Here is a 17,001-nt window from a genome sequence, read left to right as displayed (position 1 = left end):
ATGAACCTTGATACGTTAAATCATGTTATTAACCAATTTAGCATTGATATTTTCAACGTTACCTTTAAGATTATAAATCAAGGTTACATAAACGATACGTTTCTAGTTAAAGAAAACACTAAGCCCAAATACATTTTACAGTGCATAAACACTAATGTTTTTAAAAATGTTATTGGGCTTCATAAAAACATGGAAAATGCTTTAAAAAAACTTAAAGCATTTGATTATACTGAATTAAGCTTACTTAAAACCAAAACTGGTGAAAGCTATTTTGAATATAATAATAGTTTTTGGAGACTAATGACTTTTATTCCTCAAAGCAAAGCTTACAATTTTACATCAAACAAAAAAATTGCTTTTGAAGCTGGGAGAATTATTGGTCGTTTCCACCAATTACTAAAAAATGAAAACATAAACAATTATGAAGTCACTCTTCCAAATTTAAACTATCTTCCATATAGAATAACTGAATTTCAAGAAGCTTTAAAAAGTACGTCTGCAATACTTAAATCAAATGCTAGCTTAGAAGTAACATTTGCTAAAGAGCATTTAAATGATTTTGAAAGTTTCTACAACAGCAACTTAATAGAAAGAATTTGTCATAACGACACAAAACTCAACAACTTATTATTTAGCGAGGATAATATTGGGTTATGCCTAATCGACTTAGACACCATTATGAAAGGCTATTTCCATTACGATTTTGGTGATGCCGTTAGAACTATTGTAAGCGAAACAAATGAAGATGAAAAAGAACTATCAAAAATCAGATTCAACATTGCGCTTTTTGAGGCCTTTATAGATGGTATTTGTAGCAATGGCCCTTTTTTGAACAAAAAAGAAATTGAAAATTTGCCTATAAGCTGTGCCTTAATGCCTTTTATGCATGGTTTGAGAGCCTTAACCGACTATATAAATGGCAATATTTATTATAAAGTAAGTTATCCAGAACAAAACTTAGACAGATGTAAAAGCTTGTTTCAATTTGCTCGATTAGCTTTAGATAAACAAACAGAAATTAAAACAATTACTGACAACAAATTATAGCATAAAAAAAGCGACATAATAGTCGCTCTTGCATTTTTATCTATAACTAAATTGGTCAACTTTTCTTTTTTACATCAAAACCTTCAAATTCCCATTTAGCAATGCCTCCTTCTAAATCATAGATTTTAACAAATCCCTTATCTTTAAGCTGTTTAGCACAATCTGCGCTTCTTCTGCCAGATCTACAATACACAATTACTGGTTTAGATTTATCTAGCTTTTCTATTTCTTGAGAAAAAGTGTCTGAGAAAAAGTCAATATTCTGAAATCCTTCAATATAGCCTTCATCATATTCTTCAGGAGTTCTAACATCTACTAATTGCATACCTTCTATTTGTGAAATTTCTTGCATTTCTTCAGGAGAAATTACTTCAATTTGGCTTGTAGCAACTTCTTTTTCTTTACAGCTATAGTTTAATACCATAAAAGCTATTAAAACAAAAAGTATTCGTTTCATAATAAAACATCTTTAGTTTGTTACAAGGTCTTCATTCCACTCAAGAATACCTCCAGAAAGATTATAGGCGTTTTTAAAACCTAATTGATTCATGATTGCACATGCTTGACCACTTCTAGCACCTGAACGGCAATACACATAGTAATTTTTGGTTTTATCTAATTCCTCAAGTTTATATATAAACCCTTGCCCTTTATAAATATCTATTTGAATTGCATTCGGTATTATCCCTTCGGCAACTTCTTCATCAGTACGCACATCTAATATTACTGCATTAGAATCATTAACCAATTGTTGCTTCCACTCTTCTTGAGTCAAATTTGCCATACATTAATTTTTAAGCAAAATTAACATTTCTTTGTAATTTATAATAAAGACGGTAAAAAAATTAGTATGTTACAGTTAATTACTTTTTTTAACTTTAATTGAACATCCAATAGCTCTAGTTGTTGTTTCTTGAACTTCGTTACCAGCTAATAAAGCGTCTACTGTATTTTCAGCATACTTTACATTTACAGCTGAAGCATCTTTATAATTATCGTCAATAGCGCCTATATACTTAACAATATTGCCTTTATTAGTTTTTTCAAGAATATAAACATGTGGCGTTTTATTAGCACCATACTGAGGGTAAATTTTTTGGCCCTCATCCATTAAGTAAGGAAATGTAAATCCTTTTGACACTGCTCTTGCTTTCATGGCTTCCATACTATCTCCAGGTTGTACATCAGGATCATTCGGCTGAATTGCTATTACTGGATATCCTTTAGGTGCATATTTTTTATCTAATGCAATAATTCTATCTTCATATTGCACAGCATATGGACAGGTATTACAAGTAAAAATTACAATAAAGCCTTTGGCCTCATTATAATCCGCTAAAGAGACTATTTTTCCATCAATATTTTTAAGCTTAAAATCTGTGGCTATATCTCCAACTTCATATCCTGTGGAAGCTTTAGAGTTAACCGAAAATGCACTTACAACTACTACAATTGCAAGTATAGATAGTGTTTTAATAAGTTTCATAGTTTTTATTTTAAAAATTGTTTTAACTCGTTTTCTAATACATCGTAAGTAAATGTTTGGTCGTAAAACTTACGTTTGTCTTTATTGTAAATGATGGTAACAGGAATAGCACCATCCCAATTTTCATCAACCTTTGGAATCCAGGTATTCATATCTACATCATCTAGAACCAAAATTTTAGATTTTAAATCATGTTCTTTGATGTAAGGTTTCAATTTAGTTTCAAATTGATGTGGAAAATCCAAACTTACTAGTATTACTTCTACGTTTTCACCTTTATAATTAGCATTTAACGCTTCAAAATGAGGCAGTTCTTTTATGCAAGGTGCACACCAAGTTGCCCAAAAATTAACAACATAAATTTTATCATCAGTTCTGGTTAAATAAGGCTCAAGACCATTAAAATCATGAATTTCAAGTTTAACATCATTGTTTGTTGATGTTTCAGTTTTTATGTCATCTGTTTGAGCTGTATCCGTTTTCTTGTCTGTTTTACAAGAAACTAATAGCAAAACAAAAAGGGCTAATGTATGCTTCATGTTATAAAAATAACTATCTGTAGATATTATATGTAAACTTTAACAAAACTTTTTATTAACCCTTAAAACGATATTTTTTGAATTTTATCATATTTTTTATCATAACATTTGATTATTACATTTTCATTTCTATATTTGAACAAACAAAACAAATGAACTCAATTTTAAATAATACTTGGTGGTGGAATTTTCGAAACTAACATTCGTGAATTAACCCAACTGTATATTTAAACTTAAAATATCTAAAGGCTTGTCATTCACGACAAGCCTTTTTTAATTAATATTATGTATCAATTAAAAACACATTACAAAAAAATACTTGCAGACACCATTACACCTGTAAGCATATACTTAAAGGTTCGAGATAAGTATCCTAATAGTATTTTACTTGAGAGTAGTGATTATCATGCAAATGATAATAGTTTTTCATACATATGCTGCAACCCAATTGCATCTATTAAAGTTGAAAATGAAATCATCACTCAGAAATTTCCTGATGACAGTCAATCGATTTCTAAAACTAAAACGACTGATGTTACAAATGAGATTTATAAGTTTACAAAACAATTTAAGGTAGATACAGATGAGCAGTTCAAATTCATCAACAATGGTGTTTTTGGCTTTACAGCATATGATGCAGTTAAGTATTTTGAAGATGTAGAAATTTCAAAGAAAGAAAACTCTATTGAAATTCCTGACATCTATTACGCAGTATATCAAAACATCATAGCCATTAATCACTTTAAAAATGAAGCTTATATTTTCGCACATTGCTTTGACGCAAAAAATAATGTTGATGATATCCTTCATTTAATCAAAGCTAAAAATTTTGCGTCTTATCAATTCACTTCCCAAGGAGAGATTAGTTCAAATCTTTCAGATGAAGACTATAAAGAACATGTAGAATTAGCTAAAAAGCATTGTGCTAGAGGTGATGTATTTCAATTGGTATTATCTAAAAAATTTCAACAAGATTTTAAAGGTGATGAGTTTAATGTATATCGTGCTTTAAGAAGTATTAATCCTTCGCCTTACCTATTCTACTTTGATTATGGCAATTTCAAGATTTTTGGAAGTTCACCCGAAGCACAATTGGTAGTAAACAATGGTCAAGCTGAAATTCACCCAATTGCTGGAACATTCAAACGTACAGGAGACGACTTAAAAGATGCCGAATTAGCAGAAAAACTGGTGGAAGATGCAAAAGAAAATGCTGAACATGTGATGCTTGTTGACTTAGCGAGAAATGACCTAAGCAGAAATGGTAGCGAAGTAACCGTTGAAAAATATCGTGAAGTTCAGTTTTTTTCTCATGTAATTCACCTGGTAAGTAAAGTCACTGGAAAAAAACATGACGATGTATCAACCATGCAAGTAGTGGCTGATACGTTTCCAGCAGGCACTTTAAGTGGTGCGCCAAAACATAGAGCAATGCAACTTATTGAAGATTATGAAAAAACCAGTAGAACATATTATGGAGGTGCTATTGGTTTTATGGATTTTGAAGGCAATTACAATCATGCCATCATGATAAGAACCTTTTTAAGTAAAAACCATCAACTGCATTGGCAAGCTGGAGCAGGAATTGTATCTAAATCTAGTCCAGATGATGAATTACAAGAAGTATATAATAAGTTGGGAGCATTAACAAAAGCTATTACAATAGCAGAAAGAATATCGATATGAAAGTATTAGTCATAGATAATTACGATAGTTTTACATATAATTTAGTCCACTATCTCGAAGATTTAAATTGTGATGTGACTGTTGTTAGAAATGATAAATTGACGTTAGAAGATGTTAAACCATTTCATAAAATAGTATTGTCTCCAGGACCTGGGATTCCTGATGAAGCTGGTCTTCTAAAAGCTATTATCAAAGAATATGCACCCACAAAAAGTATTTTAGGAGTATGTCTAGGTCAGCAAGCTATTGGAGAGGTTTTTGGTGGCTCATTAGTTAATTTAGACGAAGTATATCATGGTGTAGCTACAAAAGTTTCCATTTGTGTAGAAGACGAATCTCTTTTTAACGGATTAGATAAAAACATTGAAGTTGGACGCTATCATTCCTGGGTTGTTAACTCAAACCTTCCGGATTGTTTAGAGGCAACATCGTTTGACGAAAATGGACAAGTGATGTCATTGAGACATAAAGAATACGATGTAAAAGGTGTGCAATATCATCCAGAATCTGTATTAACACCAGATGGAAAAAAAATATTAGAAAACTGGATTAATTCTTAAATCATGAAGCAGTTACTTAATAGACTTATAAATCACGAAAGCATCTCAAGCAAAGAAGCAAAACAGGTTTTGGTGAATATTTCCGAAGGACAATACAACCAAAGTCAAATAGCTTCTTTCCTTACAGTGTATATGATGCGAAGTATCACGCTTGAGGAATTACAAGGGTTTCGAGATGCACTCTTAGAATTATGTATTGCAGTCGATTTAAAAGATTTTAATCCTATTGATTTATGTGGAACTGGTGGTGATGGAAAAGACACATTTAATATTTCAACCCTATCATCATTCGTCACAGCTGGAGCTGGTGTTAATGTTGCAAAGCATGGTAATTATGGAGTGTCATCTGCTTGTGGTTCTTCTAATGTTATGGAGTACTTAGGTATTAAATTTTCAAACGACAAAGACTTTTTAAAAAAATCAATTGACAAAACAGGTATTTGTGTATTGCATGCACCTTTATTTCATCCAGCCATGAAAAATGTAGCGCCTATTCGTAGAGAATTAGGTGTGAAAACATTTTTTAACATGCTAGGACCAATGGTAAATCCAGCGTTTCCTAAAAATCAAATGGTTGGTGTTTTTAATTTAGAATTACAACGCTTGTATGGGTATTTATACCAGCAAACTGATAAAAACTATAGCATTGTTCATGCATTAGATGGCTACGACGAAATATCGTTAACAGGAAAAACAAAGGTCATTTCTAATAACACTGAAACGATGTTTTCTCCAGAAGATTTAGGAGTAAAACAAATAGAGCAAAGCGCTATTTTTGGAGGTAATACTGTTGAAGATGCAGCAAGGATTTTCGTCAATGTGATTAGCGGAAAAGGTACAGAAGCACAAAATAATGTGGTTTGTGCAAATGCAGGATTAGCTATTGCAACCTCAAAACAATTAAGTCATCAAGCAGGATTTGAACTTGCTAAAGAGTCTTTATTAAGTGGCAAAGCGAAATCAACCTTAAACAAACTCGTAGAATTAAGTAAATAGCATGAACATACTGGATAAAATAGTTAGAGACAAACGTTTTGAAGTTGAGTTGCGAAAAAACTTAATTCCAACTAAACAACTGGAAAATTCTGTGTTGTTTGATAGAAAAACCGTTTCGCTTGCAAGTAATTTGCGACATAGTAAATCAGGAATTATTGCTGAACACAAACGTCGCTCACCATCAAAATCAATTATCAATAATAGTTTAAATGTACAAGATGTTGCAAAAGGTTACGAAAATGCTGGAGTTTGCGGCATGTCAGTACTTACAGATGCAAAATATTTTGGTGGCTCACTAGACGATTTATTACTTGCAAGAGCAAGTTGTAATTTACCTTTGCTGCGTAAAGAATTCATTATCGACGAGTATCAAATTCTTGAAGCAAAAGCATATGGAGCCGATGTCATTTTATTGATTGCTGCCATCTTAACTAAAAAAGAAATCAAGCAATTTTCGGAGTTAGCTAAAAGTTTGCAACTTGATGTACTCCTAGAAGTACATAATGAAGCCGAATTGCATAAATCCATCATGCCTTCATTAGACATGCTAGGTGTCAACAATAGAAATTTAAAAACTTTTGAAGTAAGCTTAGACACAAGCAAAGCGCTTAGCAAAATGATTCCCAATGAGTTTGTAAAGGTTTCTGAAAGCGGTATTAGTTCTATTGAAGCGATAAAAGAATTAATACCTTATGGTTATCAAGGATTCTTAATTGGTGAAAACTTTATGAAAACTGATAACCCTGGAAAAAGTGCTACAAATTTTATTAAAGCCCTACAATCATGAAACTAAAAGTCTGCGGAATGAAATACCAAGATAATATCGAAGCTGTTGCAAGTTTGCAACCAGATTTTCTTGGATTTATTTTTCATGAGGAATCTCCTAGACATTTTGAAGGAATCATTCCAGAGTTCCCAAAATCCATCCATAAAGTTGGTGTTTTTGTTGACAAAACTGTAGAGTTTATCGCTAATCAAATAGAAAAACATAAGCTATCAGCAATACAGTTACATGGTCATGAATCACCTGAAATGTGCAGAATACTTAAATCAACAAACGCTAAAATCATTAAGGTGTTCTCTATAAAAGACACTTTTGACTTTTCAGTGCTAACACCTTACGAAGAAGTTTGTGATTATTTCTTATTTGATACCAAAGGAAAACTACCTGGTGGAAATGGGTATACATTTAATTGGGATGTATTAACGGATTATCCTTCAACTAAGCCCTTCTTTTTAAGTGGTGGAATTGGTTTAGAGCAAAAAGAAAAATTAAAAGAGTTTATAAACAGTGAAGCTTCAAAATATTGTTTTGCTATTGATGTAAATAGCAAATTCGAAATTGAAGCAGGATTAAAAAATATTGAAGAATTAAAAGAATTCAAAAACTCATTATGAGTAAAAAAGATAAAATAGATAAGAAAATTAAGAATCACTATGAAAATAAGCTTTATGCTAGAATTAAACGTGGAATTAAACATGATTTTGAAGAAATTTTAAGGGGTTATATAATTAAGATTTCTAATGATTTTATCCTAGTTAAAGAAGAAAGTGATTTTCAATTTGTTGGTTATCATATAATACCTAGAAACACTATCAAAGGTATTAGGTTTAATGATAATGATAAGTATTATGATTTTATCAATAAATCTGAACATAAAGGCTCTGAATTTGAAATCGACCAAGATTCTAATGTTGACTTAACATCCTGGGAGACAATTTTTTCTAGTTTAAAGAAAAAAAATATCTCAATAATTAGCGAGTGTGAAAAATTTAAAGACCGGTTATTTTGTATTGGTCCAATTGTTAGTATTAGTAAAAAGGCAGTTTATTTAGAGTATTTTAATGCTCAAGGAATTATTGACAGTGAACCTGTAGAACATAAATTTAAATGGATAACAAAGATTACATATAATGATAATTATTCTAAAACTTTCTCCAAATACAAAAGGAAGAAAGAATAGAGTTTGTCATTCCGCACTTGATGCGGAATCCATTATAAATTGAACTGAAATTAAAAAAAGATCCTGAATCAAGTTCAGGATGACAAAAAATTATGAGTTATAACGTCAACGAAAAAGGCTATTATGGAGAATTTGGAGGAGCTTTCATACCAGAAATGCTATATCCAAATGTAGAAGAGTTACGCCAAAACTATTTAAAAGTAATGGCTGAACCTGAGTTTCAGAAAGAATTTAATCAACTCTTAAAGGATTATGTTGGTCGTCCTTCTCCACTCTATTTTGCCAAACGATTATCAGAAAAATACAATACAAAAATCTACCTAAAACGTGAAGATTTAAATCATACAGGAGCCCATAAAATTAATAATACCATTGGTCAGATTTTAATGGCAAAACGATTAGGCAAAAACCGAATCATTGCCGAAACTGGTGCTGGACAACATGGTGTAGCGACAGCAACGGTTTGTGCTTTAATGGGATTAGAATGTATTGTGTATATGGGTGAAATTGATATAGCTCGTCAAGCACCAAATGTAGCTAGAATGAAAATGTTAGGAGCAACTGTTGTTCCTGCAACTTCTGGAAGCAAGACGCTTAAAGATGCGACAAATGAAGCGATTCGTGATTGGATTAATAATCCTGTAGATACACATTACATTATTGGTAGTGTGGTTGGACCTCATCCTTATCCAGATATGGTAGCGCGTTTTCAAGCTATTGTTTCCGAAGAAATCCAATGGCAATTACAAGAACATGAAGGTATCACAAAACCAGATTATGTTGTGGCATGTGTAGGTGGAGGAAGCAATGCAGCAGGTGCTTACTACCATTTTTTAGAGGATACTGATGTGAACTTAATAGCAGTAGAAGCCGCTGGTTTAGGTGTAGATTCTGGTGAAAGCGCTGCAACCTCTGTGCTAGGACGAGAAGGTATTATTCATGGTAGTAAAACCTTATTGATGCAAACCAACGATGGACAGATTACGGAACCCTATTCCATTTCTGCTGGATTAGATTATCCAGGTGTTGGACCAATGCACGCACATTTATACAAATCTGGTCGTGCAGAATTTATTTCGATTACAGATGATGATGCCATGACAGCAGGTTTAGAGTTATGCAAATTAGAAGGTATTATTCCAGCTATTGAAAGCTCTCATGCCTTGGCTATATTTGAAAAAAAACAGTTTCAACCTAATGATATTTTGGTAGTAAGTTTGTCAGGTCGTGGTGACAAAGATTTAGAAACATATATCAATCATTTTAAGTTATAAGTGAAGCAATTATTGGTCATATTAATAGGGTTATCTCTTATTTCTTGTCAGCAAAAACAAGAAGCAAGTCTATTAACTATTGATGTATCTGATGATATTGTGATTCCTAAACATTATATCATTTCAAAAACAAACGAAGATATTATCATTGATGGTAATGCAGAAGAAACCAGTTGGGAAAATGCAAAATTCACTGACAAATTCATTGATATTGAAGGTGTGAAAACTCCAAAATTTGACACTCAAGTTAAAATGCTTTGGGATGAAAAGTATCTCTATGTATATGCCGAATTAGAAGAGCCTCATATTTGGGGAAATCTAAAACAACGAGATACCATAATTTATTACAACAACGATTTTGAGGTGTTTTTAGATCCTTCAAACGATGGTATCAACTATGGAGAAATTGAATTAAACGCTTTAAATACCGTTTGGGATTTATACTTGAACAAACCTTATCGTATTGGTGGAAAAGCAAATTTTGAATGGAATTTAAACGACCTTAAATCTGCCGTTCAAATTCATGGCACATTAAACAATCCTAACGATATAGATTCCCTCTGGACTGTAGAAATGGCAATTCCTTTAAAGCCTTTAATCGGATTGAAAAACGCTCCCAAAACTATCCCAAAAGAAGGCGAACAATGGCGTATTAATTTTTCGCGTGTACAATGGAATCATGATGTAATTAACGGTAAATATTATCGTAAAAAAGAAGATGGTAAATACTTAAGAGAATACAATTGGGTTTGGAGTAATCAAAAAGTGATTAACATGCACGAACCTGAAAAATGGGGTTTTCTTCAATTTACTGAGCAGACAACTTCTGATGGTATTAAATTCATTGAAGATGAAGATTTAGAAATTAAACAAACTGCGTTTGCGCTTTTTAGAAAAACCAGATATGGCGATTTAAAAACACTGCTAGAAAATGATTTAGGTTTTTCCCAAAACTTGGAAGTCACTTATTCAGAAGAAAAAACAGTGAATGCCATTTTTTACAAAACAAATTTTGGCTTTGAATATAAATTAGAAAATGAGCATTCTACCTATATTATCAACCAAGAAGGAACATTAAGAAAACTATGAAACATATAGCTCTAATTCTTATAACATTTGTTTTCTTGTCTTGTCAAGAAAAGCAAACCATTAAAGAAACTCCTAAAACAGAAGATGAAAGCTTCACTTTTGCCACTTGGACAAATCCAGGAGGTGAATTTGATAAAGATAAATGGGAAGCAAAACTCGCAGCCTATGATTCTCTTGGAATTTCGGAAATTCTTGTTGGTGGTAATCCTGAATTCTACAATCAATTAATTCCATTAGCTTCAGAGAAAAATATTAAGGTTCACGCTTGGATGTGGACATTGAATCGTCCTGGAGATACGATTGCCAATAAACATCCTGAATGGTATGCAGTTAATAGAGCAGGAAATAATTCTTTAGAATATAGAGCATACGTAGATTATTATCAGTGGTTAAGTCCATTTCATCCAGAGGCTAGAGAGCATGTGAAAAACAATGTTAGAAAACTAACAAAAGTAAAAGGATTAGCTTCCATTCATTTAGATTATGTACGTTATGTTGATGTAATTTTAGGAGCCGATTTGCAACCAAAATACAATTTAGTACAAACCACAGAAATGCCTGAATACGATTACGGTTATCATCCTATTGCACGTGAAGGATTTAAAGAAATCTTTGGAAAAGACCCTCAAGATTTTGAGCATCCAGAATTAAATACCGAATGGCGTCAATATCGTTTAAATGCAGTCTCATCATTAGTAAATGAGCTTGTGGAAATCTCACACGATAATGGTCATAAAATGACTGCAGCCGTGTTTCCTTTTCCAGAAATGTCACGTCAAATGGTAAGACAACCATGGGACGATTTTAACTTGGATGCAGCTTATCCAATGGTGTATAATAATTTTTATCGTGAAAATGTTAACTGGATTGGGTTTGCCATAGAACAAGGAATTAACAAAGTGGAATTTCCAATTTATGCTGGCTTATATAGTCCAGCCCTAACGGATGCTAAAGATTTAGAAAAGGCTATTAGACTTGTAAAAGAAAAAGGAGCCAAAGGATTTTCCATTTTTACAGCAGATAATTTAAGCGCTGAACAAAAAGCCATATTTATAAAATTGAAAGAAGAATTTAATTATGAATAGAATCAACCAAAAACTACAAGAAGACAAGAAGCTCTTGTCTATATATTTCACAGCAGGTTATCCTAATATCGATGATACAGTAAACATCATTCAAAACCTGGAGAACAATGGCGTTGATATGATTGAAATTGGCTTACCGTTTAGTGACCCTTTAGCTGATGGTCCAACCATTCAAGCGAGTTCAACACAAGCGTTGAAAAATGGAATGACTACTGAGGTACTTTTCAATCAATTAAAAGACATTAGAAAATCAGTAAATATTCCTTTGATTATTATGGGTTATTTCAACCCAATGCTACAATATGGCGTGGAAGCTTTTTGTGCAAAATGTCAAGAGATTGGAATTGACGGGTTGATTATTCCTGATTTGCCTGTCGATGTGTATCATGAAGACTACAAAGCCACGTTTGAGAAGTATGGTTTAATTAACGTGTTCTTAATTACTCCACAAACTAGTGACGAACGCATTAGATATATCGACTCAATTTCAAACGGTTTTATTTATATGGTAAGTTCGGCAAGTACCACAGGAGCAAAAGCTGGTTTTGGTAATGAGCAAACCAATTACTTTGAACGTATCGCCAATATGAATTTAAAGAACCCTCAAATAGTTGGTTTCGGTATTTCCAACAACGAGACTTTTAAGCAAGCGACCAAATATGCTAAAGGTGCTATAATTGGTAGTGCATTCGTAAAACATGTAACCAATGAAGGCACAAATACGATTGATGATTTTGTAAATAGAATTCTTACTTAATTGAAATTAAGTATCTAAATAAATGAAGTATTTAAAAGCATTCCTTTTAACATTACTGTATTATTTTTTTCTTGAAATAGTAAGTTTTTGGGTTTTATTAATTCCATTTACTACAGAAAGTCTTCCAATTTATAATATTTCTCATTTAATTAATTCGATTGTAACATTGCTTTTGGTGGTGTTCTTTTTTAGATTAATTAAACGAGATGATTTATTCAGCTTGAATAAAGCAAAATCAAAATTTTATCTTTTTGCAATTTTGTTGGGAATTGGCTTTGTGTTTTTTCAGTCTATTCTTAGAATTATTTATTTTCAAGAAGTTTCCTCAGATTTTTTTAATTATGAATTTACTTTAAGTAGATTAGCTTCTTATAACATTTTGGCTTCAATAATGCTTGTGCCACTTACAGAAGAGCTTTTTTTTAGAAATTATATTCAAGGCGGATTATCAAAATACCACAAGCCTTTCAAGGCTATACTTTTTGCTTCATGTCTTTTTGCATTTATTCATATTCCCTTTGCTACTTTATTTTTTGATTTATTAGATTTCAGTTTGCTAAGATCTTTTGTTGCATTTTTTGGAGGATTTATATCAGGAGTTTTGTACTATAAATCAAAATCTATTGGTCCATCAATAATTTTTCATGCCTTTTGGAATTTAACTAGTTACATTGTTTAAATGTTCTAATTTGATATTGATATAAAAACAGCTAACTTTCGTCAAAAGTTTCCGCATGTCAAAATCAACAAGACGAAGTTTTATAAAAAAAAATATTCTTAGCGGTTTATTTCTAAGCTCAGCTGTTCCATTATTACAAGCTAATAATGCACTGAAATCTGAACGCTATGTTCCAGCTTTAAAGTCGTATACAAGTGATTATAACCGTATAGATTGGAACAACATTCGTGAGCAATTTCTATTTGCAAAAGATTATCATTACCTAAACACTGGAAGCCTTGGTCCTTCTCCAAAAATTGTGCTTGACACAGTCTGTGAAGCCATGGAAAAATTAGAAACATCAGTGAGTCATGGTCGACATCAAATTGATGAAACTCATGAAAAAGCTGCAAAGTTTTTAAATGTGACAGCAGATGAAATTGCTTTTACACGTAATGCAACCGAAGGCTTAAATATTGCAGCTAGAAGTTTACGATTAAAAAAAGGAGATGAAATTATTATTTCAACGCATGAACATGTTGGAGGTGCATCGCCTTGGATGGCACTTGCTAAAGATTTTGGAGCAGTCGTGAAATTGGTGAATTTAGACTTTAGCGGAGAGAAGAACCTTCAAATTATTAAAGACAACATTACTAACAAAACCAAAGTGGTTGCTTTTTCACATATTACGTGTACAACAGGGATGAAGCTTCCAGCTAAAGCCATTGTAGAATTTTGCCGAAGTAAAAACATTTACTCGTGTATCGATGGTGCACAATCGCTTGGAATGTTCCCCATAGACTTAAGAGATATCAATCCAGATTTTTATGCAAGTAGTGGACATAAATGGCTGTTTGGACCAAAAGGAACAGGCGTTTTGTTCATTAATAAAAATATCATAGATACCATTTCGCCTGTATTTGCAGGCGCTTATACCGATAGTAAATTCGATTTGAATTCTTTAACCATGGAATACAGGAATAGCGCACAACGCGAAGAATATGGCACACGCAATACACCTATCACTTTAGGTTTAGGTGCAGCTTTCGATTTTATTAATGCTATTGGTATTGATAATGTTGCAAAACGAAGTCGAGAACTCGTTACTCGTTTTAGGAAAGGAATTGCCAATACGCCTGAGATTGACATTTTAACGCCTGAGAGCGAACGCTATTCAGCTTCAATGGTAACCATAAGAATCAAAGGCAAAGACAACCTTAAATTAAATCCAGTACTTAACAAAGAAAAGAGGTTACGCATGAGAGGTATTTATGAAAATAACATTAATGGTATTCGTATCTCTTTTGCTATTTTTAATAGTTTTGAGGAAGTAGATTTATTAGTAAACAGTTTAAAAGAGGTTGTAAAGAAATGAAACTATTAAACGATTGGAAACTCATCATTATAGCCTGTTTGACTTTAGGCTTAGCACCTTTTTTTCCAGAACCACACATTGTTGGTAAAATAAAATGGATAGCTGGTGGTGCAGTTGGTATGAAACCAATGGACTGGTTTGATGTAGTGCTACATGGTTTTCCATTTATACTTTTAATACGCTTACTTCTAATAAAATTGACTAAAAAATAATGCCACTAAACATTGTACTTATTGAACCTGAAATCCCTAACAACACAGGAAACATTGGTCGTTTGGCGCTAGCCTCAGGGTCAAACTTACACTTGGTAAAGCCCTTTGGTTTTGAAATTGATGATACGCGTTTAAAACGCGCTGGTTTAGATTATTGGCAACACCTTAATGTGACCTATTACGATAGTATTGAACACTTTTTTGCTATTAATAAGCATGCAAAAATGGCATTTTTGTCCAGCCATGGCACACAAGACTATTTTGATATTCCTTTTGAAGACAATCTATTTTTAGTATTTGGAAAAGAATCGATTGGTTTACCAAAACATATTTTAAAAGACTATCCAGAAGCCCTTTTTAAAATACCTATATATAGTAAGCATTTACGCAGTTTAAATATTGCTAATGCAGTGAGTATTGTGATCTATGAAGGTGTAAAGCAATTAAAACATATGTAGAGATATGTTTTAATTTTAAAAACAACTAACTTTTATCCTTGTTGAACTTTCGACAATAAAATTTGATAAGAATCATTAAACATGGCAAGATTAATAAAGTTAAATGTACTTCAAAAAATCACAGTAAATCCTCTAAAGCAGGTTGTAAATGGTGATAGGTAAATTGAAAACCCAGGTTTTCAACTTTTTGTGAACTTACACGTTGGCTTTCTAATACCACAGCACTCATTTCTCCTAATATCAACTTCAATACAACACTTGGTACTTTAGGCAATACAATAGGTCTATTAACAGTCTTTCCAATAGCTTTTACTAATTCACGTTGTTTTACAGGGTTTGGTGCTACACCATTAAATACGCCTTCTAATTTGTTATCAATTATATATAAAAATAGTTTCGAGAGGTCTTCAATATGTATCCAGGATTGCCATTGGCTACCTTTTCCTAAAGCCGCTCCAACAAAGTTTTTAATTGGTGCTACCAATTTTGGCAATGCACCTCCATTATTAGACAAAACGATTCCAATTCTAATTAAAGAAACATTAATGTTGAGTTGTTTAAATTGAAGTGCAGCTGTTTCCCATTTTGTTGAGACCTCTGCTAAAAAACCTGTTCCAAATTCATTAAAAGTTTCTTCGTAGTAATTGGTGTCGGAATCTGGATAAATACCAATAGCACTTGTAGACGCCAATTGCTTGATAGGAATATTATGCTCTTGAATAGTATTATACATTAGGTTTAGCGATTGTATACGACTATCTAAAATCTCTTTTTTGTAAGCTGCTGTCCAACGTTTTGCAATAGATGCTCCAGCTAAATTTATAATAGCCTCTACATCATCAAAACAAGCTCCATCAATTTCTTTGGTTTCAGGGTTCCAATAAAACCCTTTATAATTAGATTCGTTTTTAAGCTTATCTTTACTTGTTGACAAATAGCTAACTGCAATATTTTTCGCATGACATTGCTTGACAATTTCTTGTCCAACTAACCCTGTTGCTCCTGTAATTAGAATCCGCTTCATAGTACAAATTTAAGCATTAAAAGACGCATCAAGATTCTAATTAAGTTAGGTTTAACAGTATCTAAGAAACATTTAGCAATTTATTTGGTTGCTCTTAACATGTGACGTTTTCCAGGAGGTCCTTCTAAGCGTTCAACTGTAAAACCAAGTGCCTTCATAGCTCGTTTCACTTCTCCTATTGCAGCATAAGTCACCAATACGCCTTTTGGTTTTAAGGCGTTATACATGATTTTAAATATATCTTTTGTCCAAAGTTCTGGTTGTACTCTAGCTCCAAATGCATCAAAATATATAAGGTCGAATTGGGAAATATCTTTAATATCCGAAAAAAATTGTTGACGCTTTGTTAGTTTAAAATAGCTAGTTAATGCATTTGTTGTCTCCCATTTGTTCTCATGCAATTTCTTGAACAAATCACTTCTATTTTCATCAATTTCTTCAACATAATTTAACTGTGAAACCTCAGTATCAGCCACAGGATATGCTTCTACTCCAACATAATTAATAGGTTGTTTTAAACGCTCTGCTTCTATTGCTGTAAGAAATGCATTGAGCCCTGTACCTAAACCTATTTCAAGGATGGATATTTTTTTATTAGAGACATTTCGACTGCGCTCAAGGTGACATTTGTTATCAGGATAGATTTTGTTTAAAAAATGAAGCAAACCACTTTTTATAAATACGTGATTTGCTTCATTTATAGCACCATGTTTAGAATGGTATTGTTCGTTCCAATCTTCAATCTGGATGGTTTTAGAACCATCTTCAGTTGTGATTATCTTACGTTTCAA

The 17,001-nt window shown here is 32.4% G+C and carries 21 protein-coding genes; 15 read left to right on the top strand and 6 right to left on the bottom strand.

Annotation, left to right across the window (positions count from 1 at the left end; genetic code table 11):
- The gene (locus tag HB672_RS06555) at nt 1-1,047 is read left to right on the top strand and encodes an aminoglycoside phosphotransferase family protein (RefSeq protein WP_167609614.1); all 1,047 of its coding nucleotides are present in this window, start codon (nt 1-3) and stop codon (nt 1,045-1,047) included.
- Between the two features lie 55 nt (nt 1,048-1,102).
- On the opposite strand, the gene HB672_RS06550 is transcribed toward HB672_RS06555, so the two are convergent.
- From HB672_RS06550 to HB672_RS06535, 4 genes are all read right to left on the bottom strand, one after another.
- Nucleotides 1,103-1,504 carry a rhodanese-like domain-containing protein gene (locus tag HB672_RS06550; protein ID WP_167609611.1) on the bottom strand — a complete coding sequence of 134 codons (402 nt, stop codon included), beginning with the start codon at nt 1,502-1,504 and terminating at the stop codon, nt 1,103-1,105.
- A 12-nt stretch (nt 1,505-1,516) separates the two neighbouring features.
- Nucleotides 1,517-1,831: a rhodanese-like domain-containing protein gene (locus HB672_RS06545; RefSeq protein WP_167609608.1), complete on the bottom strand. Its 315-nt coding sequence runs from the start codon at nt 1,829-1,831 to the stop codon at nt 1,517-1,519.
- A gap of 75 nt (nt 1,832-1,906) precedes the next feature.
- Entirely contained in the window at nt 1,907-2,533 is a 627-nt protein-coding gene (locus tag HB672_RS06540; RefSeq protein ID WP_167609605.1) for a thioredoxin family protein, read from the bottom strand.
- 5 nt (nt 2,534-2,538) lie between these two features.
- Complete coding sequence (locus HB672_RS06535; RefSeq protein ID WP_167609602.1) at nt 2,539-3,072, bottom strand: TlpA disulfide reductase family protein; 534 nt, start codon at nt 3,070-3,072, stop codon at nt 2,539-2,541.
- Nucleotides 3,073-3,357: 285 nt separating this feature from the next.
- On the opposite strand from HB672_RS06535, the gene HB672_RS06530 reads away from it, so the two are divergent.
- The 14 genes from HB672_RS06530 (at nt 3,358) to HB672_RS06465 (ending at nt 15,186) form a co-directional block, all read left to right on the top strand.
- The gene (locus HB672_RS06530; RefSeq protein WP_167609599.1) at nt 3,358-4,758 is read left to right on the top strand and encodes an anthranilate synthase component I family protein; all 1,401 of its coding nucleotides are present in this window, start codon (nt 3,358-3,360) and stop codon (nt 4,756-4,758) included.
- On the top strand, nt 4,755-5,318 hold the full coding sequence (locus tag HB672_RS06525) for an aminodeoxychorismate/anthranilate synthase component II (protein ID WP_167609596.1): 564 nt from the start codon (nt 4,755-4,757) through the stop codon (nt 5,316-5,318). Before HB672_RS06530 ends, HB672_RS06525 begins: the two co-directional genes overlap by 4 nt.
- Nucleotides 5,319-5,321: 3 nt before the next feature.
- On the top strand, nt 5,322-6,314 hold the full coding sequence (trpD, locus tag HB672_RS06520; protein WP_167609593.1) for an anthranilate phosphoribosyltransferase: 993 nt from the start codon (nt 5,322-5,324) through the stop codon (nt 6,312-6,314).
- A 1-nt stretch (nt 6,315) separates the two neighbouring features.
- On the top strand, nt 6,316-7,101 hold the full coding sequence (gene trpC, locus HB672_RS06515) for an indole-3-glycerol phosphate synthase TrpC (protein ID WP_167609590.1): 786 nt from the start codon (nt 6,316-6,318) through the stop codon (nt 7,099-7,101).
- The gene (locus HB672_RS06510; protein WP_167609587.1) at nt 7,098-7,712 is read left to right on the top strand and encodes a phosphoribosylanthranilate isomerase; all 615 of its coding nucleotides are present in this window, start codon (nt 7,098-7,100) and stop codon (nt 7,710-7,712) included. The genes trpC and HB672_RS06510 overlap by 4 nt, the downstream gene beginning before the upstream one ends.
- Entirely contained in the window at nt 7,709-8,278 is a 570-nt protein-coding gene (locus tag HB672_RS06505) for a hypothetical protein (protein WP_167609584.1), read from the top strand. Before HB672_RS06510 ends, HB672_RS06505 begins: the two co-directional genes overlap by 4 nt.
- Before the next feature lie 92 nt (nt 8,279-8,370).
- Nucleotides 8,371-9,552, top strand: coding sequence for a tryptophan synthase subunit beta (gene trpB, locus HB672_RS06500; protein WP_167609581.1), 1,182 nt, complete (start codon nt 8,371-8,373; stop codon nt 9,550-9,552).
- Nucleotides 9,553-10,641: a carbohydrate-binding family 9-like protein gene (locus HB672_RS06495; RefSeq protein ID WP_167609578.1), complete on the top strand. Its 1,089-nt coding sequence runs from the start codon at nt 9,553-9,555 to the stop codon at nt 10,639-10,641.
- Nucleotides 10,638-11,726 (top strand): family 10 glycosylhydrolase, encoded by a 1,089-nt coding sequence (locus HB672_RS06490; RefSeq protein WP_167609575.1) that lies wholly within the window; start codon nt 10,638-10,640, stop codon nt 11,724-11,726. Before HB672_RS06495 ends, HB672_RS06490 begins: the two co-directional genes overlap by 4 nt.
- Nucleotides 11,719-12,483: a tryptophan synthase subunit alpha gene (gene trpA, locus HB672_RS06485; protein WP_167609572.1), complete on the top strand. Its 765-nt coding sequence runs from the start codon at nt 11,719-11,721 to the stop codon at nt 12,481-12,483. Before HB672_RS06490 ends, trpA begins: the two co-directional genes overlap by 8 nt.
- Before the next feature lie 22 nt (nt 12,484-12,505).
- On the top strand, nt 12,506-13,162 hold the full coding sequence (locus HB672_RS06480; protein WP_167609569.1) for a type II CAAX endopeptidase family protein: 657 nt from the start codon (nt 12,506-12,508) through the stop codon (nt 13,160-13,162).
- 55 nt (nt 13,163-13,217) lie between these two features.
- Nucleotides 13,218-14,516 carry an aminotransferase class V-fold PLP-dependent enzyme gene (locus HB672_RS06475; protein WP_167609566.1) on the top strand — a complete coding sequence of 433 codons (1,299 nt, stop codon included), beginning with the start codon at nt 13,218-13,220 and terminating at the stop codon, nt 14,514-14,516.
- On the top strand, nt 14,513-14,728 hold the full coding sequence (locus HB672_RS06470) for a hypothetical protein (protein ID WP_167609563.1): 216 nt from the start codon (nt 14,513-14,515) through the stop codon (nt 14,726-14,728). The genes HB672_RS06475 and HB672_RS06470 overlap by 4 nt, the downstream gene beginning before the upstream one ends.
- Complete coding sequence (locus HB672_RS06465) at nt 14,728-15,186, top strand: tRNA (cytidine(34)-2'-O)-methyltransferase (protein WP_167609560.1); 459 nt, start codon at nt 14,728-14,730, stop codon at nt 15,184-15,186. Before HB672_RS06470 ends, HB672_RS06465 begins: the two co-directional genes overlap by 1 nt.
- 118 nt (nt 15,187-15,304) lie before the next feature.
- Here HB672_RS06465 and HB672_RS06460 read toward each other — a convergent pair whose 3' ends face one another.
- Nucleotides 15,305-16,210: a TIGR01777 family oxidoreductase gene (locus HB672_RS06460; RefSeq protein ID WP_167609557.1), complete on the bottom strand. Its 906-nt coding sequence runs from the start codon at nt 16,208-16,210 to the stop codon at nt 15,305-15,307.
- A gap of 80 nt (nt 16,211-16,290) precedes the next feature.
- Nucleotides 16,291-17,001, bottom strand: a complete 711-nt coding sequence (mnmD, locus tag HB672_RS06455) for a tRNA (5-methylaminomethyl-2-thiouridine)(34)-methyltransferase MnmD (RefSeq protein WP_167609553.1) — start codon at nt 16,999-17,001, stop codon at nt 16,291-16,293.

Source organism: Gaetbulibacter sp. S0825, assembly GCF_011777505.1.
In the GTDB taxonomy this organism is placed as follows: Bacteria; Bacteroidota; Bacteroidia; order Flavobacteriales; family Flavobacteriaceae; genus Pontimicrobium.
The sequence above is the reverse complement of the archived record's forward strand: the minus strand, read 5'-3'. Positions and strand labels throughout refer to the sequence as shown.